The organism is Streptomyces sp. NPDC054796, from assembly GCF_053611545.1.
The window spans coordinates 1-19,815 of record NZ_JBSHAO010000023.1 but is presented as its reverse complement, the minus strand read 5'-3'; the positions used below and the strand labels follow the sequence as shown (position 1 = coordinate 19,815).

Here is a 19,815-nt window from a genome sequence, read left to right as displayed (position 1 = left end):
CGGTCAGCGATGTTCGATGTCGTCATCGTCGGCGGTGGACCCACCGGCCTCTTCCTCGCCTGCGAACTGCGCCTCGCGGGAGTACGGGCCCTGGTACTGGAACGACGCCCGGAACCCGACCCGGCGGACAAGGCGCACGGCCTCGCCGGGCAGGTCGTGCGGCTGCTGGACCACCGCGGCCTCTACGAACGCTGCGGAGGCCGCGGAGCGCCCGAACCCGCGCCCGGCGCGTTCTACGGCGGGCTGCCGCTGCCGCTGGTCGCGCTCGGCGAGCAGAACCCGATGTATCTCCTGCCGGTCAACCAGCGCGATCTCGAACGTGTGCTCAGCGAGCGCGCGGCCGAACTCGGCGCGGAGGTAAGGCGGGGCTGGGAGGTACTGTCCTTCGGCCAGCGCGACGAGTGGGTAGACGTCGTGACACGCGGCCCCGAAGGAACCCGTACGACCCTCGCGGCCCGCTATCTCGTCGGCTGCGACGGCGGCCGGAGCCTGGTGCGCAAGCAGGCGGGGATCACCTTCCCCGGCACCGTCGACGGACACGTCGTCGACCGGTCGGCCCTCGTCGCGCCGAGCGACCGCTTCCGTGCCGGGCCGCGTGGGCGCGTCGTGATCGACGGCCTCGGCGAGATCCCGGCGCTCTTCCACCGCACCGAGCGGGGCGTCTTCACCTTCCTCGCGCACGACCCGGAGCGGCCACTGATCAACACGGCGGAGTGGGAGGAGCATCCCGCGGGCAGCTCTCCGGGGCCCGGCGAGCCGATGTCGCTGGACGAGATGGCGGACAGCGTCGAACGGGTCCTCGGAGTGCGCCTGCCCCTGTCCCCGCCGCCCGAGGGCGCGCCCACCCTGCTCCGCCGACTGTGCGGCCGGAACTTCCGCAACGCCGACCGCTACCGCGAGGGCCGCGTCTTCCTCGCCGGGGACGCAGCGCACGTCAGCCATGGGCCGACTCTGAACACGGCGCTGCACGACGCGGCCAACCTGGCCTGGAAGCTCGCCGCCACCCTCCAGGGGTGGGCCCCGGCCGACCTGCTGGACAGCTATGGGGCCGAGCGCCACGCGAGCGGCGAGCGCGTGGTCGCGCACACCCGGGCCGGGTCGGCGCTGCTGGCGCCCGGTACCGAGGTCACAGCGCTGCGCGGGCTCTTCGCCGAACTCCTGGGCCGCACCGAGAACGTGCGCGTGATCGCCGACGCGATGGCGGGCGCCGACGTCCGCTACGACATGGGCGAGGAACACCCCCACGAACCCACCGGCCGGTTCGTACCGCCCCTGGACCTGACCACCGCCGAGGGACGCACCCTGCGCCTCGCCGAGCTGCTGCGCGACGCCCGCGCCGTGCTCCTCGACCTCACGGGCGGGGGCGGCCCCGTCACAGGCGGCGGGCTCGCCGATGTCGCGGAGCCCTGGGCCGACCGGGTGCGCCGTGTGGCCGCGACGGCACCCGACGGCCCCGCGTCCGCCCTGCTCATCCGGCCCGACGGCTACGTCGCCTGGTCGGGCACGGACCCCGACGAGCTGAAGGCGGCCCTCACCCGCTGGTTCAGCCCGGACTGAGGCCCCCACCGCCGGTTCCGCACCGGGTCCCGCGCCGGGTCCCGCGCCGGGCCTCACACCGGGTCGCCCCGCCCCTCCGGACCACCGTGGCGCGCCAGGGTTGGCGCAAGGCCGGGACAGAACGCGCCGGGGATGTCACACTGGCAGCAGGCCCCGTCGTCTCCCCCGTCGACGGGGCCGCTCCCTTGTCTCTCCCCTCCCCCGCCACAGCCGCCTCCGCCGCACCGTCCCCGGCCGCAGGCCCCTTCTCGCCCCTCCCGTCACCCGAGGCACGGTGCCGCAGTCCCCGCGTGGCCCTGCCGGGACCGCGCGGATCGCCGGTACGGCGCACATAGGGACGGCCGGAGGGTTGACGACCCCTCGGTGGCGCCCGTACTCCGGAGCGTGAGTGTGAGCGCGTGCGCCCGTGCCGACCGGCGGGCAGCGCGCGTGGCTTGGCGTCCGAGTCGCGCGTCGAGAGGAGCCCCTTCATGGCTGCCAGCGATCCACCGCATCCGCCGATGTCGATGCCAATGCCGATGCCGATGTCCCGGCGACGGCTCCTCGGCGCCGCAGCGGGCGCCGCCGCGGCCCTGCCGCTGTCGGCCTGTGGCGCCGGGGCCCCCGAGGACGAGGGCGGCGGGAACGGGGGCGGTGGCGGTTCCGGCGGCGACACCTTCACGACCTACTGGAACGCCGGGCACGACTACAAGGCGTACCAGAAGGTCATCGCGGAGTTCGAGAAGGACCACGGCGTCACGGTGCGGCAGCAGCTCTACCAGTGGGACGACTTGCGCACCCGGCTGCTGACCGACTTCAACTCCGAGAACGTGCCCGACCTCGTGGAGGAACCCGGCGGCTGGACGCAGGAGTTCGCGCTCAGCGGGGACGCCGCGAGCCTGCGCCCGTACGTCGAGCGGGACGGCGAGAAGATGGGCTACCCGCACGACTGGCAGCCCGCCTCCGTACGGCACAACTCGCACCGGGGCGAGCCCTACGGCGTGCAGCTCCACCTCACGTGCAGCCTGCTGCTCTACAACAAGCGGATGCTCGACCGCGCCGGGATCGAGCCCCCCACCACCTGGGACGAGGTCGTCTCCGCCGCCAAGGAGCTGACGCGGGACAACGTGCACGGCATCGCGCTCAACCAGGACCAGTCCTACGCCTGGCCGTGGCTGCTCCAGAACGGGGTGCGGCAGTACGACCGCGCCACGCAGGACTTCCTCGTGCCCCGCGACGCCGCCCTGGAGGCACTCCAGTTCCAGGCGGACCTCGTGCACCGGCACAAGGTCTCCCCCGTGCCGCCGCCCGGCACGGACTACTCGGGGCCGCAGAAGCTGCTCTCCGCCGACCGCGCCGCGATGATCGTCAGCGGCCCCTGGGACCTCGCGCCGATCGCCAAGAGCAGCCCGGACCTCGAACTGGGCATCGCCCAGGCCCCGCGCGGCAAGAAGCGGTCCACCATCCTGGCGGGCACCAGTGTGTTCGTCCCCGCGAAGGCGAAGAACCCGGACCTGTCCTGGGACTTCATCAAGCGGATCACGGCACTCGACGTGGAGCTGGCCGCCACCAAGGAGGCCGGCATGATGATGCCGCGCCGTTCGTGGGCCAAGGCCGGGCAGGTGCGCGACGATCCGACGACGCGCGCCTTCGCCGAGGGGGTCGGCTACGCCGAGGACCCGTACCGCGACGTCTATCTGACGGGCCACTACGGCGAGATCACCACCGACCTCTTCAAGCGGCTCTACCAGGGGGTCGTCATGGAGGGGAAGCCCGTCGAGGAGGCGTACGAGGAGTACGTCGCCGCCGCGCGCAAGCTCCTGAAGAGGTAGCGGGGATGCCGGAGAAACCGCCAGGGCCCCCCTCCACACCACGCCGCCGCCTCACGCTGCGGGGCCGCCAGGCGCGGACCGCGTATCTCTTTCTGGCGCCCGCGATCGTGTTCTTCGGCGTCTTCTTCTATGTGCCGATCGCCAACGTCGTCACCACCAGCCTGCACGACGGCCCCAGGGCCGACCGCTTCACCGGGCTCGGGAACTACGCCGACGCCTTCGCCGACCCTGCCGCGCGAAACGCCTTCACCGTCACCTTCCTCTTCGCGGTGGGCACCACGGTGGGCTCCATCGTCCTGGGCCTGGCCCTCGCGCTGCTCGTCAACCGGCCGTTAAGGGGGCGCACGGCCTTCCGGCTGGCGCTGCTGGTGCCCTACCTCACCTCGGTCGCGGTCGTCGGGCTGCTCTGGCGCAACATCCTCGACCCCCAGCTCGGCATCCTCAACCGGCTGCTGACGGGGTGGGGGCTGCCGACACAGGAGTGGCTCAACACCGAGCCGCTGGCCACCCTCGTCGTCATCACGCTGTGGCAGATCGTCGGCTACACCATGATGCTGTTCCTCGCAGGGCTCCAGGGGATACCCGACGTCTACTACGAGGCGGCCTACATCGACGGCGCCGGGACGTGGCAGCGGTTCCGGAGCATCACACTCCCGCTGCTCGCGCCGACCACGCTGTTCGTCTCCGTCATCGCCGTGATCTCCGGTCTCCAGGCGTTCGGGCAGGCGTACATCATCACCGGGGGCGGCCCGGCCGGGGCCACGGACCTGTATGTCTTCCACGTCTTCACCGTCGCCTTCCGGTCCCGCGACTTCGGGTACTCCTCGGCGCTCTCGGTGCTGCTCCTGCTGGTCATCGTCGCGTTCACGGCGGTGCAGCTACGTCTGGGCCGACGGAGCGAGGTGCAGCACTGATGGCGGCGGTCGAAGGAACAGCCGGGGGGACGGTCGCGGCGCGTGCCGGGGCCCGGAGGCGCGGGCTGCTGCTCGGCAACGTCGCCGCCTATGTGCTGCTGGTGGTCTCCAGCCTGATCACGCTCGTCCCCCTCGTCTACATGGTGTCGCTGTCCCTCCAGACGGAAGGGGAGACGCTCTCGGGCGACCCCGTACTCGTGCCGGAGTCGGCGCAGTGGGGCAACTACGCCACCCTCTTCCGGGAGGCGCCCTTCGGGAACTTCATCGTCAACAGCATCGTCGTGGCGGGCGGCATCACGCTCGCCCATCTGCTGCTGGACCCGCTGGTGGGCTACGTCTTCGCGAAGTTCGACTTCCCGCTGCGCAACACGCTCTTCCTGGGCATCCTCGCGACGCTGATGATCCCGTTCTTCGTGCGGATGATCCCGCTCTACGTGATGATGTCCGACCTCGGCTGGCTGAACAGCTACCAGGGCCTGATCACGCCGTTCCTCATGGACGCCTTCGGCATCTTCCTCATGCGGCAGTTCATCCAGCCCATCCCCGACGACCTGCTGCACGCGGCCCGTACGGACGGCGCGAGCGAGTTCACCCTCTACTGGCGGATCATCCTGCCGCAGACCAAACCGGCCCTCGCCGTCCTCGGCCTGTTCACCTTCGTCTTCCAGTGGAACGAGTTCCTGTGGCCCCTGGTGGCCACCACGTCGGAGGAGATGCGCACCATTCCCGTCGGCCTGACGCTCTTCAACCAGGAGAACTTCACCCTCTGGCACCTGACGGCAGCGGGCTCCGTCCTGCTGTTCCTGCCCACCGCCGTCATCCTCGTCCTCAGCCAGCGCTACTTCGTGCGCGGCATCACCCTGACCGGGCTCAAGTAGCCCCGGGCCCGCCTCCACGACGTCCCGTGGAGGCGGGGCGGCCCGCCGTCAGGACGCTGGCCGCGTTCGCCGCGACGATGGCCGTGATGGCGAGCCATTCGGGCCACCCCAGTGCCTGGTCCAGGACGACCAGTCCCACGAGCGCGGCGAGCACGGGGTTCACGCTCATGAAGACGCCGAAGAAGCGCGCCGGCACGCGGCGCAGCGCCAGCAGGTCGCTGAGGAAGGGCACCGCCGAGGAGAGGATGCCCGCGACGGCCGCGTAGCCGAGGGCGCCCGCGGTCGGGGTCCTGTGCACGAGCACGGTGATGCCGACGGGCACGTAGAACAGCGCCGACAGCGCCGCGGCCGTCGCCGAGCCCTGCACGCCGGGCAGCCGACGGCCGACGGTGCGGTTGAGCAGGATGTAGGAGGCCCAGCAGACGGCGGCGAGCAGACCCAGCGCGATGCCCCCGTAGTCCGTGGTGGGCCGGGGCCGCGCGAGGACGGCGACGGCGGCCCCCGCGGTGACCGCGCAGCCGAGGTCGAGCGCGCGGCGCGAGGAGGCCAGGGCCACGGCCAGCGGCCCGAGGAACTCCAGGGTGACGGCCAGGCCGAGCCCGACGCGGTCGATCGCCGTGTACAGCGACAGGTTCATCGTGGCGAAGACGGCCGCGAGCGACACCACCGGCCACCACTGCCGCCAGGTGAAGGCACGCACGCTCGGCCTGCCCACCGCCAGCAGCACCACCCCGGCCACCCACTGCCGTACCGCCACCACACCCGCGGGCCCGAGCACGGAAAAGGCCAGCGCGCCGGTGGCCGCGCCGAGCTGGTTGGACAGCCCGCTGCCGCACATCATCGCCACCCCGGCCAGCCGCTCCGGCCCACCGTCTCGGCCGCCCGCCGCCGGGGCGGTCGCGGGCCGCTGCTCACCTGCGGATATCTTCATGCGAGGGAGCATGCGCGGCACCCCGCACGCCCACATAATGCGTGCGCACGGGCATCTATACGCTGAGGTCATGGACATGGAGCTGCGGCATCTGCGCTGCCTGGTGGCGATCGTCGACACCGGCAGCTTCACGGACGCGGCCATCGACCTGGGCATCTCGCAGGCGGCGGTCTCCCGCACGCTGATCGCGCTGGAGGACATCCTCGGCGTACGGCTGCTGCACCGCACCAGCCGCAACGTCACCCCCACGGCGGACGGGGCGCGGGTGCTGGCCCGGGCCCGGCATCTGCTGGCGGAGGCCGACGATCTGGTGGCCGAGGCCGCCACCGGGCACACCCGGCTGCGGATCGGGCACGCCTGGTCGGCCATGGGGCGGCACACCGCCGAGTTCCAGCGCCGCTGGGCGACACTGCACCCGGACGTCGAGCTGCAACTCGTCCGCGCCAACTCGCCGACGGGCGGGCTGGCCGAGGGCACCTGCGATCTCGCCGTGGTGCGTGCCGCCTTCGACGAGCGGCGCTTCGAGAGCGCGGTCGTCGGCCATGAGCGTCGCGTGTGCACCGTGGCGGCCGACGACCCGTGGGCCAGGCGCCGTTCCATCGGGCTGGACGAGGTCCGCGAACGCACCCTGCTCATCGACCGGCGCACCGGCACCACGACGGCCGACCTGTGGCCCGTAGGGCAGCGTCCCTCGGTGGAGTACACCCGGGACATCGACGACTGGCTCGCCCTGATCGCCACGGGCCGCAACGTCGGCGTCACCCCCGAGAGCACCGCCACGCAGTACCGGCGCGAGGGCATCGCCTTCCGCCCGCTGCGCGACGCGGCACCCGTGGCCGTACGGCTCATCTGGCGCCGCCAAGACCCCCATCCCGCCACGCACGCGGCCGTCGCCCTCCTGCGCGACCTGTACCGGCGTCATCAGTGAGAGGCACCGTCATCCACCAGTCCCCGCCCACCGGCCCCGTCCCCCTCGTCCCGCGCCGCACCCTGCGCTTTGCCCGGCGTGCCCTGCGCCGTGTGCCGCTGCTCGCGCTGCTGGTGGCGCTGTGCGCGAGCTGCTCGTCCGCGGCCGACGGGCCCGCACAGGGTTCCTCGTCCTCGTCATCGTCGTCGGGTGAGGAGCGCGTCAGGCCGCCGCGCGCCGACGCGGTCTTCGACTACCAGCTCGGCGGCCCCTACCAACCCCCGTCCGGGGTGCGGGCCGTCTCCCGCGACCGCACGGCCGACCCCGCGCAGGGGCGCTACAACATCTGCTACGTCAACGCCTTCCAGACCCAGCCGGGCGACGCGATCGACACGTGGCGCGAGAAGCACCCGGAGCTGCTGCTGCACGACGGCGACGGAGAGCTGGTCGTCGACGAGGACTGGGAGGAGCCGCTGCTGGACATCTCCACCGCGCGCAAACGCGAGGCCCTCATGGACATCGTCGGCCCGTGGTTCGACGGTTGCGCCGATGCGGGCTTCGACGCCGTCGAACCCGACAACCTCGACTCCTACGAGCGCTCCGAAGGGCTCCTGACCCCCGAAGACGCGACGGCCTTCGCCCGCCTCCTGGCCGAGCGCGCCCACCAACAGGGCCTGGCCATCGCGCAGAAGAACACCACGGACCTGCTCGACGCGCACGAGCGCATCGGCTTCGACTTCGCCGTCGTCGAGGAGTGCGCGCACTACGACGAGTGCGGCGACTTCGCCGACGCGTACGAGAACCGTGTCTTCGACATCGAGTACGGCGCGAAGGACTTCGCCAAGGCGTGCCGCGCCCACGCCGACGAGCTGTCCATCACCCTCCGCGACCGCGATGTGCGCCCTGCGGGCGAGAAGGGACACGTCTACCGGCAGTGCTGAGGCGGGGTGACGGGTGCGGCGGCGGGGGGGGCGCCGTGCCCGGCCGGTCCGTGGTCACGCCTCGCGGGCCAGGTGGCAGGCGATGTTGGCGTGGAAGGGGGATACGCCCGCGAGTTCCAGCGCGCTCGTGCACAGTGCGATGTTGGTGTTGTTCTGGCCCGTGAGGCACCCGCCCCGCAACGCCTGGTCGGTCTCGGCCGGGTAGCCGACGGAGACCAGGTAGGTGCGGCAGCGCTCGGCCGTCGCCTGGGCGGGTGCCGCGATGACGACGGACCCGGCGAGGAACGCCGCGGCCGCGGGCGGTCGCCCACGCGCGTGCGGTTGTCTTCTTCATGGCGCGGGCATTGGCCTCGGCAGGTGAACCGCCATACGCAGAACGGCTGTTGACTGTTGATCCGGCGTCCCGCTGTGCGGTTCCCCTCAGCCGACGGGCCCGCTCGCGCCCGGCCACGCGTCGAGCAGGCGCTCCCCCTCGGCCAGGTGCGCCAGCGCGTGCGGGCTGTCGCGCAACGGCCCGGCGAGGGCCCTGAGCACCGTGCGCAGGCGCGCGGGATCGACGGAGCGGGCGGCCAGGAAGCCGGCGGTGAAGGCGAGGTCGTCGGTGAAGACGCGCGGGTCGTCGGTGTAGACCGCGGCGGCGAGGGCGTCCAGGAGCTGTCCCACCGTGCCGGTGGTGAGGACGTCGCCGCGCGGGGGCCGCCCGCCTCGGAGGCCGTCCGCGCCGCTGGGGGCCGGCCGCTCCGCGACGGCGCCCCGCAGCCGCGCCGTCGCCTCCCGCAGCAGCTCGGTGCGGTGTCTGACGATCCACGCGTACGCCGTGACCCACCGCGTCCTGACCCGTGACGTGCCGCTCAGCCGGGGCGGCCAGTGCCGCTCCAGCAGCTCGGCCGCTGCCGGTGCGTCGGGTGCGTACAGATCGGCGCCGAGGGTGTGGGCGCGTGCGCCTTCGGGCCCGAACCCCGGCCCGCCCGCCAGGACCGGCACCCCCGCCTTGCGGCACACCTCGATCTGGTGGTGGGCGGGCGGCAGCCGGATGCCGAGGGTGCAGGAGAGCGCGATGACGTCAGGACCGTTCTGGTGCACGTCGGAGAGCAGCTGGGCCGTGGGGACGTGGCCGCCGAGGAAGCGGACGCGGAAGCCCCGCAGCCGCAGCACCTCGGCGAGCAGACGGGCGGGGAGTGTGTGCCATTCGCCGTCGCCGCACGCCACCACGACACCGCCCGCGACCGCGTCCCCGGCCCGGCCGGTTCCGTCCCGGCGGCGGCTCGCCTCGGCGACGGCGATGACGCACCGCTCACTCACATGGGTGGCCGCGTGCTCCTGGGCCACGGTCCACCGGTCGGCCGCCCAGCGCGCGCCGACCGCGATCTGGGCGGGGCCGACGAGCCCGAGGAGCACCTCTTCCGCGCTCACCCCGTCGGCGACGAGCCCTTCGACGAGGGTGACGGCGGCCTCCTCGTCGGCGCGGACCAGACAGGTGTCGAAGGCACCGCGCACTCCCTCGTCGATCCCGCCCCCTCGGCCGCGCACCTCGCTCGTCCCGCTCACCGCTCGTCGCCCTCCCCCGGCCCGGCCTCCGGCGCCGGAGCCGCGGGTGCGTGGGGTGCGGGGGGCGCGGGGGCCTGGAGCGCCAGTACGGCGACGTCGTCGTGTGGGCGTCCGCCGAGCCACTCCGTGATGAGCAGTTCCACGCGTTCGGTGACCGCGCCCGCAGGCATCCCCGCGCAGCCGCTCAGGTCCCTGGCCAGCCGCTCGTCGCCGTACAGCTCGTGTCCCGCCGGGCCGCCGCGGGCCTCGGTGACGCCGTCGCTGTAGAGGAGGACCAGCTCTCCGGGGCCGAGGTGGAAGGCCACCTCGTCGAAGTCCGCCTCGGGCAGGATGCCGACCAGCGCGCCGTCGATCCCGATCTCCTCGACCCGCCCATCGGCCCGCAGCACCAGGGGCGGGAGGTGGCCGCCACCGGCCGCCGTCACCTCCAGGCCGCCGCCCGGCGCGGGCCGCGCGGAGCCCGTCACCAGGGTCGTGAAGCGGTTCTCGTCGTCGAGCAGCACCGCGTTGAGCGTCCGGAGCTGGTGGAGTTCGTCCGCGCGGGTCAGCTCCAGGGTGCGCAGGCTCTGCCGCACCATCCCGGCGAGGAGTGCCGCCTCCGCGCCCTTGCCGCACACGTCCCCGAAGAAGAAGGACACGCCGCCGTCCGCGGAGGGCGCGACGTCGTAGAAGTCGCCGCTGATGCGCAGCGCCTCGGCCGCCGGCCGGTAGGCCGCGCCGAGCCTGACCCCGGCGACGGCGGGGAGGGGCCCGGGTGCCAGGCCCGACTGGAGGACGGCGGTGGTGTGCGCCTGCTCGGAGTAGAGGGCCGAGGTGGTGAGCGCCGGCGCGGCGCGCGCGGCGAGCTGCCGGGCCAGCTCGACGTCGGGCCCGCCGAACCCCTCGCGCCCCGGTTCCCTGACGAGGAGCAGCGCCCCCGCCGGTACGCCGTTGCCCACGAGCTGGAGCACCAGCGCGTCCCCGCACGGGCCGCCCAGCTCCCCCGGCAGGGCCGCGGCCAGCCGGTCGCGCTCCCCCGCTTCGAGGACGGCGGGGCGCGGGCGCAGCCCGGAGAGTGCGTCCGCGAGGGCGGGTACGTCCTCCAGCGCGGCGGCCGTCACCTGTCCCGCCGCCTCGGCGTTCCCTGGGCCGACGCGGTACCAGTGCGTGAGGCGTCCGCGTACGGGCAGCACCACGAGGGCCGTGTCCGCCAGCTCCGGCAGCGCGTAGCGCGCCAGTGTGCGCGCTGTGCGGCCGTGGTGCAGTGAGCCGCCCAGCCGCTGCGTCGCGCCCTCCAGGAAGTCCGCGCGCTCGGACAGCGTCATGGGGCTCTCCCCGTGGCCCCCGGCCCGGTTCCGGATCCCGCCGCTGTCGCTCGCACCGCTGATGCCGCCCGTGCCGCTGACGTCGCGTACCAGCCACACCGCCCGTCCGGCGTGCCACTGCCTGCGCCCCGAGAGCCTGCGCCCCTCGAACGGGGCGTCGAAGCCGTCCGCGTCACGCCCGGCGGCTGCCGCCAGCGGCCCGCACGGGGCGGTGCTCAGCGCCTCTCCGGGCCTCAGCCGGGGGAAGAAGAGGGCCGCCGCGCTGTTGTGGGCGCGCACCGTGCCCGTCTCGTCGCACACCACGACCGCCTGGTCCACCAGGTCCAGCAGCTCCCCCGGCGGTACGGGCCACGTTTCCGGGCCGCCCCCGCTCCGCCGCCTGGGCGGTTCCGCTTCGCCCTGCCCGGATGGCGGAGAACTCTCACAGCCGCAGCTCTTCATCGGTGGCCGCTCACCGCCTCGCCCGCCTTCCGCCCGTGCTCCGCCGTCCGCCGCCCGTCGGCGACCGTCTGTCACCTCTCGGTCGTCTTGTCGGCTTTATCCAGTTTTACACGCTACGCTCCAGCGCCTGATCCCGAAATCCGCGTCACGCACACGGGCACCCCGCACCGGAGCCGCCCCGCCCGGACCTGCGCTGAGCTGCCCGGACGGCCCGGGGCGCGCCGCGTCCGCCGTGCGCCCGTCACTCCGGGGGCAGCCGGAACTCCGGCGGGTCCCGCAGCTCGATGTCCTCGACGGCGATGCCCCGCTCCGCCGCCAGGCGTGCCAGGGTCTCCCGGCGCCGCTCGGGCGGGGTGTCGGTGTCGAGGAACGCGCCCAGCCACTCGCCGCTCCTGCGGTCGTAGGCGAGCCGGCGGGAGGCCGCTTCGCTGTCGATCGTGCCGGTCTCCTCCACCACGAAGTCGGTCCCGATGGCCGCCTTGGCGACCTGCGCGGTGCAGGCATCCATGAACGCGGGGCTGGGCCGCGAGTCGCCGCCGTGGAAGAACACCTCGATCGTGCCGGGGCCCCGTACGGATTTCTCCGCGAAGAGGCCCGCCTTCCGCATCGTCGCCAGGGCCGCTTCCGCCTTGTCGGCCGGGCCGCGCACCACCACGAATACCGCGCCTCGTACGTTCATGGCCCGAGGCTAGCCGCCGACCGGCCCGCCGTCCCCCGAACGACCGGCCAACCAGGGGCGGTTGGACCCGCACCGCATGGTGCCGTCGCACAGACGGGTGACTCCCCGGGCGAGTGTTCCGCCCGGGGAGCCCCGGCGTCGTTCGGTTCGAGTGCGGCTCACACGTCACTCATGTGTGTGAGTGGCGCGAGTACGCCTGTCGGTACGGCTGTCAGTGCGGGCAGTTGCCCCGGAACTCCGCGATCTGGAGGTCCGCCGTGGGCAGCGGGCACAGGAACTGCTCGTAGCGGGTGTCCTCGTCGACGAACCGCTTCAGCCAGGAGATGCTGTATTTCGCGATCTCCGTGTCCGAGGTGTTCGGGGTGAAGTGCGTGGCGTTTCTCAGCTCCATGTACGCACGGTCCGTCGAGGACGGCAGGCTCTGGTAGAACGGCTCGGCGTGCGAGGAGACCGAGGCGATGGTGTCACCGTCGGCACCGACGACGAACGTCGGGACCTTCACCTCGGGCCAGCTCTTGTCGAGGTTCCACGGTGTCAGCGGGATCGCCGCCTTCAGCGACGGACGGTCCTTGGCTGCCTCCAGCGTGCCGCCGCCGCCCATGGAGTGGCCCATGACCGCGAGCCTGCCGCTGTCGATGCGGGACCTGACGGGGCTGTCGTCGGTCAAGTAGTCCAGCGCGGCCAGGAGTTGGTCACCGCGGCTGGCGGGCTGGTCCAGGGTGGTGTTGGTGTCGATGGTGAAGACGACGAACCCCTGGGAGGCCAGGCGCTCGCCGTACCACGACATGCTGGACTGGTAGGCGGTGTAGCCGGGGGCGATCGCGACGGCGCCGAAGGTGCCGTCGGCCGTGCTGGTCGGGTAGTAGATCGTGCCGCCGCCGAAGCCGCGGACCGACAGGGAGGAAACGCTCCGCTCGGAGACAGAGTACGAGCCGCGCGGTGCCTCGATGCTCGACTCGGTGGGGTCCGGGCCCCGTTCATAGGGGTTCTCGGCCTGCGCGGTGGCGGATCTGGTCTCAGGTGTCGCCTGCGCGGACGGCAGGAGCACGGCGCCGGTTCCCGCGACGGCCAGCGCCAGCGATGCCAGGCCGAGCCCGATCCGGCGGCCACGGGACCCGCGCCGCGGCGAGGGCTCCGTAGAAGTGGGGGTGTGTTGCGGCTCCATGAGGGTGAACTCTCTGTGAGGTGAGGGGTCGGGGAAGAACACCCGTCATCGTGGTGGCGCCCCCTCGGCCTCACATCGGTGAAATCACCGGCCTTCGCCGCACGGGCCCCGGAACCTCCCCCGGAGAGCTCCCCTGAGCCCTCTCCCGAGGCCGCCCTCAGAGACCGCCCAGCTCGGCCGCGCGCTTCATCGCCTCGTCCACCGACTCCGCGCCCGCGGGCAACAGCGGCAGCCGCACGTCCGGCGTGGGGATGCGGCCCTGCTGATGCAGCACCCCCTTGATGACGGTGGGGTTGGGCTCGGCGAACAGCGCCTCCGACAGGGGCACCAGGGAGTGCCCGAGGTGCCGGGCGCGTACGACGTCGCCGTCGGACCAGGCCGTCACCAGCTCGGCGAACCGGCCGGTGGCCACGTGCGCGGAGGCGACGATGCCGCCGGCCGCGCCGAGCGCCAGCAGAGGGGACAGGAACGGGTCGTCCCCCACCAGCACGGCGAAGCCGTCCGGCAGGTCCCCGAGAAGATCCATCACCCCGTGGTCGATGCCGCCCTGCGCGAGCTTGACCCCGCTCACCCCGGGGAGCCGCCCCAGCTCCCGCAATGTGGCCGCGTCGAGGGGCAGCCCTGTGCGGTACGGGACGTGATACACGATCAGCGGCACGGGGCTGTGCCGCGCCAGCCGGGAGAAGTGCGCGACGACACCCGCCTGCGAGGGGCGCGTGAAGGAGGGGACGGTCACCAGCGCCGCGGTGACCTCCCGCCACCGCGCGAGTTCCGCCAGCGCCTCCGCGCTGCTCCGGGTGTCGTTGCCACCCGCGCCGACCGTCAGGGGCGCGGACCGCTCCCGGCAGACGCGGGCGCACACGTCGACCACCGCGGTCCGCTCCCACGGTGCCAGCGTGGCCGCCTCGGCCGTGGTGCCCAGCGCGACGATCCCCGTGGCACCCTCGTCCAGCGCCGCGTGCGCGAGCGCTTCGAGTGCGTGCTCTGCGACGGCTCCTTCGCTGGTGAAGGGCGTGATGAGCGGTACGTGAATTCCGTGCGGAGATGTCTGTCGAGTCATGACACGAGGGTCGCGCCACGCAATCCCGTAGGTCCAGTTCACATCTCTGAAACAAAGCCTAAGCTGAACTGATGCTCGACGTCCGGCGTCTGCGCCTCCTGCGGGAGCTGTCGCTGCGCGGCACCATCACGGCGGTGGCCGAAGCGCTCACGTTCACCCCGTCGGCCGTCTCCCAGCAGCTCAGCGCCCTCGAACGCGAGGCGGGCGTCCCCCTGTTGGAGCGGACCGGACGAAGGGTGACCCTCACCCCGGCAGGGCAGAACCTCGTCCGCCACGCGGAAGCGGTCCTCGAACGCCTGGAACAGGCGGCCTCCGAGCTGGCCGACACCCGTCAGGGCCCGGCGGGCACCCTGCGCATCGGCACCTTCCCCTCCGCCACACGCACGATGGTCCCCACGGTCCTCACCCTGCTCGCGCGCAGGCACCCACGGCTGGAGCCGATGGTGTCGGAGGTGGACCCGGCAGGTGTCGCCGACGCCCTGCGCGCGGGGGACCTGGATGTGGCGCTGGTCCACGACTACGACTTCGTGCCCACCCCCGCGGAGACAGGCCTCGACTCCCAGCCCCTGTGCACCGAGCCGATGTACCTCGCGTCCTCTCCCCTCGTCCCCGGAGGGGTGCCCGACGGCTCGCGGATCGAGCACTGGAAGGACGCGCCCTGGATCACGGCGACCCCGGGGACGCTGTGCCACGCGATGACCGTCCGGGCCTGCCAGGCCGTCGGGTTCACCCCGCGCGTCCGCCACCAGGTGGACGAGTTCGCCACCGTGCTCACCCTCGTCACGGCCGGTCAGGGCGTCGCCCTCCTGCCACGGCTCGGCCTGCCCGACCCGTGGCCCGCGGTCACGCTGACCCGCCTGCGCCTCCACCGCAGGACCCGGGTGGCCTTCCGCGCTGGCGCCGCCTCGCACCCCGCCGTCCTCGCGGTCACCGCGGCGCTGCGCGCGGCCGTGCCGAGGGAGCTGGCCGACCCGGCGGCGCCGGGCCCGTCGAACCCTGCGAACCCGGCGGGCCCGCCGTAGGAACGTGCCGGACCGGCTCCCGGGCCGATCAGGAATCGAGAAGCGCGGCCACCGGCGCACGGCTAGCGTGGCTGCCATGGACACCGGCCGGAAGCCGCCGGCCACGGGGACCACGGACCCCGGCGGCACCGACAGCCGGTCAGAGCGCGCCAGGCGACCTTGACGGAGACCGCGAAAGCGGCCCGCCCGACAGATGGAGACACGATCAGCATGACCGCGAGGACGGACAGACAGTCGCCTGCACCGCACCCCACCGAAGGCCACGTCGCCGAAGGCCACGTCGCCGACAGTCACGATCTGATCCGCGTCCACGGCGCCCGCGAGAACAACCTCAAGGACGTCAGCATCGAGATCCCGAAGCGCCGGCTGACGGTGTTCACGGGTGTCTCGGGCTCGGGCAAGAGCTCGCTGGTCTTCAGCACGATCGCCGCGGAGTCCCAGCGGCTGATCAACGAGACCTACAGCGCCTTCGTCCAGGGCTTCATGCCGACGCTGGCGCGGCCAGAGGTCGATGTGCTCGAAGGGCTGACGACCGCGATCATCGTCGACCAGCAGCGGATGGGCTCCGACCCCCGCTCCACCGTCGGCACCGCCACCGACGCCAACGCGATGCTGCGCATCCTCTTCAGCCGCCTCGGCGAGCCGCACATCGGCTCGCCCAACGCGTTCTCCTTCAACGTCGCCTCGGTGCGCGCGAGCGGTGCGATCACCGTCGAGCGCGGCAACAAGAAGGCCGAGAAGGTGTCCTTCACCCGCACCGGCGGCATGTGTCCGCGCTGCGAGGGCCGGGGCGCGGTCTCGGACATCGACCTCACACAGCTCTACGACGACTCCAAGTCGATCTCCGAGGGCGCGTTCACCATCCCCGGCTGGAAGTCGGACAGCTGGTGGACCGTGCGGACCTACGCCGAGTCGGGCTTCCTCGACCCGGACAAGCCGATCCGCGAGTTCACCGAGCGGGAGATGCGCGACTTCCTCTACCGCGAGCCGACGAAGGTGAAGGTCGAGGGCGTGAACCTCACCTTCGAGGGGCTGATCCCGAAGATCCAGAAGTCGTTCCTCGCCAAGGACCGGGAGGCGATGCAGCCCCACATCCGGGAGTTCGTGGACCGCGCCGTCACCTTCACCTCCTGCCCCGAGTGCGACGGCACCCGGCTCAGCGAGGCCGCCCGGTCCTCGAAGATCCAGGGGATCAGCATCGCCGACGCCTGCGCGATGCAGATCAGCGACCTCGCCGACTGGGTCCGCGGCCTGGAAGAGCGCTCGGTGGCGCCGCTGCTCGCCTCGCTGCGGCACGCGCTCGACTCGTTCGTGGAGATCGGCCTCGGCTATCTCTCGCTCGACCGCCCCTCGGGCACACTGTCGGGCGGCGAGGCCCAGCGCGTGAAGATGATCCGCCACCTCGGCTCGTCGCTCACCGACACCACCTACGTCTTCGACGAGCCCACCATCGGCCTGCACCCGCACGACATCCAGCGGATGAACGACCTGCTGCTGCGGCTGCGCGACAAGGGCAACACGGTGCTCGTCGTGGAGCACAAGCCGGAGACGATCGCGATCGCCGACCACGTCGTGGACCTCGGTCCCGGCGCCGGTACGGGGGGCGGCACCGTCTGCTTCGAGGGCTCCGTCGACGGGCTGCGGGCAGGGGGCACCATCACCGGGCGTCATTTCGACGACCGGGCCGCCCTCAAGGAGACGGTGCGCGAGCCCACCGGGACGCTGCCGATCCGGGGCGCGACGAAGCACAACCTGCGCGACGTCGACGTCGACATCCCGCTCGGTGTGCTCACCGTCGTGACCGGCGTCGCGGGATCCGGCAAGAGTTCGCTGATCCACGGCTCGGTCCCCGCCTCGGCGGGCGTGGTGTCGGTCGACCAGGCGCCCATCCGCGGCTCGCGGCGGAGCAATCCGGCGACGTACACCGGGCTGCTCGACCCGATCCGCAAGGCGTTCGCGAAGGCCAACGGCGTGAAGCCGTCGCTGTTCAGCGCCAACTCCGAGGGTGCCTGCCCCAACTGCAAGGGCGCGGGCGTCGTCTACACCGATCTGGCCATGATGGCGGGCGTCGCCGCCACCTGCGAGGAGTGCGACGGCAAGCGGTTCGAGGCGTCGGTGCTCGAATACCACCTCGGCGGCCGTGACATCAGCGAGGTGCTCGCGATGTCGGTGGCCGAGGCCGAGGAGTTCTTCGGCGCGGGCGAGGCGCGCACCCCGGCAGCACACCGCGTCCTCACTCGGCTCGCCGACGTCGGACTGGGCTACCTCAGCCTCGGCCAGCCGCTGACCACGCTGTCCGGGGGCGAGCGGCAGCGGCTCAAGCTGGCCACACACATGGGTGACAAGGGTGGCGTCTACATCCTCGACGAGCCGACCACCGGCCTCCACCTCGCCGACGTCGAGCAGCTGCTCGGGCTGCTCGACCGGCTCGTCGAGTCGGGCAAGTCCGTCATCGTCATCGAGCACCACCAGGCGGTCATGGCGCACGCCGACTGGATCATCGACCTCGGCCCCGGCGCGGGGCACGACGGCGGCCGGGTCGTCTTCGAGGGCACGCCCGCCGACCTCGTCGCGGCCCGCTCCACCCTCACCGGCGAGCACCTGGCGGCCTATATCGGCGCCTGACCTGGGACGTCCGAGGGGGCCGACCGGCCGACGGCGATCACGATGCCGTCGGCCGGTGCGGCCATGCCCGGGTCCGGGTCCGGGCCCGGACACCGTGGGAAACTGTGCGTATGAGACGGCCAGACCTCGACGACCTCGTCCGGCTGCGGCGGGCCCGCGACCGCATGGACCGCGACTACGCCGAGCCGCTCGACGTCCCCGCGCTGGCCCGCGAGGCGCTGATGTCGACGGGCCACTTCGCCCGCAGCTTCCGCGCCGCCTACGGCGAGACGCCCTACAGCCACCTGATGACCCGTCGCATCGAGCGGGCCAAGGCACTGCTGCGGCGCGGCGACCTCACGGTGACCGAGGTGTGCTTCGCGGTCGGCTGTACGTCGCTGGGATCGTTCAGCTCGCGCTTCACCCAGCTCGTCGGCGAGAGCCCGAGCGCCTACCGTGCGCGCGACCACGAGGACGGCGCCGCCATCCCGGCGTGCATCGCCAAGATCCACACGCGACCGGTCAGGAACGGAGAAGCGGATCCCGCCACCCGGCCGTAGCGTGAGCGGCATGGACATCACACTCTCCCAATGCTTCATCGCCGTCGACGACCACGACAAGGCGATCGCCTTCTACCGCGATGTGCTCGGCCTCGAAGTACGCAACGACGTCGGCTTCGAGGGCATGCGCTGGGTGACCGTCGGATCACCCTCGCAGCCGGACGTGAACATCGTCCTGGAGCCGCCCGCCGCCGACCCGAACACGTCGCCGGCCGACAAGCAGGCCATGGCGGAGATGATGGCCAAGGGCCTGCTCCGCGGTGTCATCTTCACCACGGACGACTGCGACGCCGCCTTCGAGCGCATCAGCGCCGCGGGCGGGGAGGTGCTCCAGGAGCCCATGGACCAGCCGTACGGCGTACGGGACTGCGCGTTCCGCGACCCCGCGGGCAACCAGTTGCGCTTCACGCAGGCCCACAAAAAGTAAGCCTCCCCCGTCGGGGGGTTCGGCTTCGACGCCGTACGCGCGCGTGGCGCAACCACAGCGCGCGCGTACGGCGTCTCCCCTGTGAGGCGACGGGGGAGGAAGACATGCACGGCATTGGCAGCGCTGGCGCCTTCGGCGACACCACAGGAGCCGCGTTCACGCTCTCCGAGGAGCTGCTGCTCCTGGCCATCGATCCTGAGCGGGGCAAACCGGCCGTCGATCAGCGCTATCTGCGCTGGGGGCTGGCGGCGGCCACGCTCATCGAGCTGGAGACCATGGGCAAGGTCGCCGAGGAGCGCGGCCGGATCGTGGTGACGGCGGGGGTGCGGACCGGAGTCCCGCTCCTGGACGACGCGCTGTCCACCCTCACGCAGGGGAAGCGCGACGTGCGGACGAAGCGCTGGCTGGACCTCTACTCCCGGCGCGCCCAGCAGTTGACCGGTGACGCACTCGCCGCCCGTGGCGTGCTGCGCTCCGAGACGCGCCGGGCCCTGGGCCTGTTCCCCGTCACGCACTACCGGGTGTTCGCCACGGAACTGCGGGCCCAGCGGCTCGCCGCGTTCCGTGACTGGGGCGTGTACGGCCAGGGCGACCACGGCTCGCGCGCGCTGGCCGCCCTCCTCAAGGCCACCAAGCTCGCCCGCCGCCTCGGCGTGCCGCGCGCCGTGCGCAAGGAGATGCGCCCGCTGGTGCGGGCTTCCTGGCAGGCGACGGCCGTCCGCAGGAAGGTGGCCTCGGCCCAGTCCGGCAGCGGGGGCGGGGACGGCGGAGGCGGAGGCGGCTGCGGTGGTGGCTGCGGCGGAGGCGGCTGAGGCTGAGGCTGCTGAGGGAGGGCCCGTTCCTCCCCGACGTGCGCCGGAAGGGCCATCGTCCCCTGCCCCGGCCCCAGTTGGCCGTTCCCCTCGCGTACCCCACGTACGGATGGAATGAGGATTCGAAGGTTTGCCCCCTGAGCTGTCGGGGAGGCGTGTGGTCACGTGCTTCGGAAGAGCAGGCACACCGTGCGGGAGCGGCCACCGGACTGCCCCAACTGTGTCTGCTCCCGCCCTGTTCAGCAGTAGTCGAT

Annotated in this window: 18 protein-coding genes; 11 read left to right on the top strand and 7 right to left on the bottom strand. The window is 72.6% G+C overall.

All coding sequences use genetic code 11. From position 1 onward, the window contains the following. The first annotated feature begins 9 nt into the window (after window positions 1-9). From ACWGJ2_RS20240 to ACWGJ2_RS20225, 4 genes are all read left to right on the top strand, one after another. Window positions 10-1,557, top strand: a complete 1,548-nt coding sequence (locus tag ACWGJ2_RS20240) for an FAD-dependent monooxygenase (RefSeq protein WP_453347515.1) — start codon at window positions 10-12, stop codon at window positions 1,555-1,557. Window positions 1,558-2,027: 470 nt separating this feature from the next. Next, entirely contained in the window at window positions 2,028-3,368 is a 1,341-nt protein-coding gene (locus ACWGJ2_RS20235) for an ABC transporter substrate-binding protein (RefSeq protein WP_453347514.1), read from the top strand. A gap of 5 nt (window positions 3,369-3,373) precedes the next feature. Further along, the gene (locus ACWGJ2_RS20230) at window positions 3,374-4,282 is read left to right on the top strand and encodes a carbohydrate ABC transporter permease (protein ID WP_453347513.1); all 909 of its coding nucleotides are present in this window, start codon (window positions 3,374-3,376) and stop codon (window positions 4,280-4,282) included. After that, window positions 4,282-5,160: a carbohydrate ABC transporter permease gene (locus ACWGJ2_RS20225; protein ID WP_453347512.1), complete on the top strand. Its 879-nt coding sequence runs from the start codon at window positions 4,282-4,284 to the stop codon at window positions 5,158-5,160. Before ACWGJ2_RS20230 ends, ACWGJ2_RS20225 begins: the two co-directional genes overlap by 1 nt. Here the strand turns inward: ACWGJ2_RS20225 and ACWGJ2_RS20220 are convergent. Beyond that, the gene (locus tag ACWGJ2_RS20220; protein ID WP_453347511.1) at window positions 5,153-6,091 is read right to left on the bottom strand and encodes an EamA family transporter; all 939 of its coding nucleotides are present in this window, start codon (window positions 6,089-6,091) and stop codon (window positions 5,153-5,155) included. The genes ACWGJ2_RS20225 and ACWGJ2_RS20220 overlap by 8 nt on opposite strands. Window positions 6,092-6,161: 70 nt before the next feature. Between ACWGJ2_RS20220 and ACWGJ2_RS20215 the strand changes: the two genes are divergently transcribed. Together ACWGJ2_RS20215 and ACWGJ2_RS20210 are read left to right on the top strand one after the other, a co-directional pair. Further along, the gene (locus tag ACWGJ2_RS20215; RefSeq protein ID WP_453347510.1) at window positions 6,162-7,019 is read left to right on the top strand and encodes a LysR family transcriptional regulator; all 858 of its coding nucleotides are present in this window, start codon (window positions 6,162-6,164) and stop codon (window positions 7,017-7,019) included. An 83-nt stretch (window positions 7,020-7,102) separates the two neighbouring features. Then, a complete protein-coding gene (locus ACWGJ2_RS20210; RefSeq protein ID WP_453347599.1) occupies window positions 7,103-7,939 on the top strand; it encodes an endo alpha-1,4 polygalactosaminidase in 837 nt (278 codons plus the stop codon). Between the two features lie 54 nt (window positions 7,940-7,993). Here ACWGJ2_RS20210 and ACWGJ2_RS20205 read toward each other — a convergent pair whose 3' ends face one another. The 6 genes from ACWGJ2_RS20205 to ACWGJ2_RS20180 form a co-directional block, all read right to left on the bottom strand. Then, entirely contained in the window at window positions 7,994-8,119 is a 126-nt protein-coding gene (locus ACWGJ2_RS20205; protein WP_453347509.1) for a hypothetical protein, read from the bottom strand. A gap of 240 nt (window positions 8,120-8,359) precedes the next feature. Continuing rightward, window positions 8,360-9,487: a cobalamin B12-binding domain-containing protein gene (locus ACWGJ2_RS20200; RefSeq protein ID WP_453347508.1), complete on the bottom strand. Its 1,128-nt coding sequence runs from the start codon at window positions 9,485-9,487 to the stop codon at window positions 8,360-8,362. Next, entirely contained in the window at window positions 9,484-11,109 is a 1,626-nt protein-coding gene (locus ACWGJ2_RS20195; protein WP_453347507.1) for a PP2C family protein-serine/threonine phosphatase, read from the bottom strand. Before ACWGJ2_RS20195 ends, ACWGJ2_RS20200 begins: the two co-directional genes overlap by 4 nt. A gap of 364 nt (window positions 11,110-11,473) precedes the next feature. Further along, complete coding sequence (locus tag ACWGJ2_RS20190; protein ID WP_453347506.1) at window positions 11,474-11,911, bottom strand: hypothetical protein; 438 nt, start codon at window positions 11,909-11,911, stop codon at window positions 11,474-11,476. A gap of 211 nt (window positions 11,912-12,122) precedes the next feature. Next, window positions 12,123-13,076 carry a bis(hydroxyethyl) terephthalate hydrolase gene (bdeA, locus tag ACWGJ2_RS20185; RefSeq protein WP_453347505.1) on the bottom strand — a complete coding sequence of 318 codons (954 nt, stop codon included), beginning with the start codon at window positions 13,074-13,076 and terminating at the stop codon, window positions 12,123-12,125. A 157-nt stretch (window positions 13,077-13,233) separates the two neighbouring features. After that, the gene (locus ACWGJ2_RS20180; RefSeq protein ID WP_453347504.1) at window positions 13,234-14,136 is read right to left on the bottom strand and encodes a dihydrodipicolinate synthase family protein; all 903 of its coding nucleotides are present in this window, start codon (window positions 14,134-14,136) and stop codon (window positions 13,234-13,236) included. Between the two features lie 71 nt (window positions 14,137-14,207). Between ACWGJ2_RS20180 and ACWGJ2_RS20175 the strand changes: the two genes are divergently transcribed. From ACWGJ2_RS20175 to ACWGJ2_RS20155, 5 genes are all read left to right on the top strand, one after another. After that, a complete protein-coding gene (locus ACWGJ2_RS20175; RefSeq protein WP_453347503.1) occupies window positions 14,208-15,158 on the top strand; it encodes a LysR substrate-binding domain-containing protein in 951 nt (316 codons plus the stop codon). 210 nt (window positions 15,159-15,368) lie between these two features. After that, on the top strand, window positions 15,369-17,783 hold the full coding sequence (locus ACWGJ2_RS20170) for an ATP-binding cassette domain-containing protein (protein WP_453347502.1): 2,415 nt from the start codon (window positions 15,369-15,371) through the stop codon (window positions 17,781-17,783). Window positions 17,784-17,893: 110 nt separating this feature from the next. Then, on the top strand, window positions 17,894-18,322 hold the full coding sequence (locus ACWGJ2_RS20165) for a helix-turn-helix transcriptional regulator (protein WP_453347501.1): 429 nt from the start codon (window positions 17,894-17,896) through the stop codon (window positions 18,320-18,322). A 10-nt stretch (window positions 18,323-18,332) separates the two neighbouring features. Next, window positions 18,333-18,749 carry a VOC family protein gene (locus tag ACWGJ2_RS20160; RefSeq protein ID WP_453347500.1) on the top strand — a complete coding sequence of 139 codons (417 nt, stop codon included), beginning with the start codon at window positions 18,333-18,335 and terminating at the stop codon, window positions 18,747-18,749. A gap of 104 nt (window positions 18,750-18,853) precedes the next feature. Further along, the gene (locus ACWGJ2_RS20155; RefSeq protein WP_453347499.1) at window positions 18,854-19,561 is read left to right on the top strand and encodes a GOLPH3/VPS74 family protein; all 708 of its coding nucleotides are present in this window, start codon (window positions 18,854-18,856) and stop codon (window positions 19,559-19,561) included. Window positions 19,562-19,815 lie beyond the last annotated feature (254 nt).

Coding starts and splice junctions, on each gene's coding strand:
- ACWGJ2_RS20230 (WP_453347513.1), top strand. CDS start 3,374: ATGCCGGAGAAACCGCCAGGGCCCCCCTCCACACCACGCCGCCGCCTC.
- ACWGJ2_RS20225 (WP_453347512.1), top strand. CDS start 4,282: ATGGCGGCGGTCGAAGGAACAGCCGGGGGGACGGTCGCGGCGCGTGCC.
- ACWGJ2_RS20220 (WP_453347511.1), bottom strand. CDS start 6,091: ATGAAGATATCCGCAGGTGAGCAGCGGCCCGCGACCGCCCCGGCGGCG.
- ACWGJ2_RS20165 (WP_453347501.1), top strand. CDS start 17,894: ATGAGACGGCCAGACCTCGACGACCTCGTCCGGCTGCGGCGGGCCCGC.
- ACWGJ2_RS20240 (WP_453347515.1), top strand. CDS start 10: ATGTTCGATGTCGTCATCGTCGGCGGTGGACCCACCGGCCTCTTCCTC.
- ACWGJ2_RS20160 (WP_453347500.1), top strand. CDS start 18,333: ATGGACATCACACTCTCCCAATGCTTCATCGCCGTCGACGACCACGAC.
- ACWGJ2_RS20175 (WP_453347503.1), top strand. CDS start 14,208: ATGCTCGACGTCCGGCGTCTGCGCCTCCTGCGGGAGCTGTCGCTGCGC.
- ACWGJ2_RS20155 (WP_453347499.1), top strand. CDS start 18,854: ATGCACGGCATTGGCAGCGCTGGCGCCTTCGGCGACACCACAGGAGCC.
- ACWGJ2_RS20190 (WP_453347506.1), bottom strand. CDS start 11,911: ATGAACGTACGAGGCGCGGTATTCGTGGTGGTGCGCGGCCCGGCCGAC.
- ACWGJ2_RS20180 (WP_453347504.1), bottom strand. CDS start 14,136: ATGACTCGACAGACATCTCCGCACGGAATTCACGTACCGCTCATCACG.
- bdeA (WP_453347505.1), bottom strand. CDS start 13,076: ATGGAGCCGCAACACACCCCCACTTCTACGGAGCCCTCGCCGCGGCGC.
- ACWGJ2_RS20170 (WP_453347502.1), top strand. CDS start 15,369: ATGACCGCGAGGACGGACAGACAGTCGCCTGCACCGCACCCCACCGAA.
- ACWGJ2_RS20215 (WP_453347510.1), top strand. CDS start 6,162: ATGGACATGGAGCTGCGGCATCTGCGCTGCCTGGTGGCGATCGTCGAC.
- ACWGJ2_RS20235 (WP_453347514.1), top strand. CDS start 2,028: ATGGCTGCCAGCGATCCACCGCATCCGCCGATGTCGATGCCAATGCCG.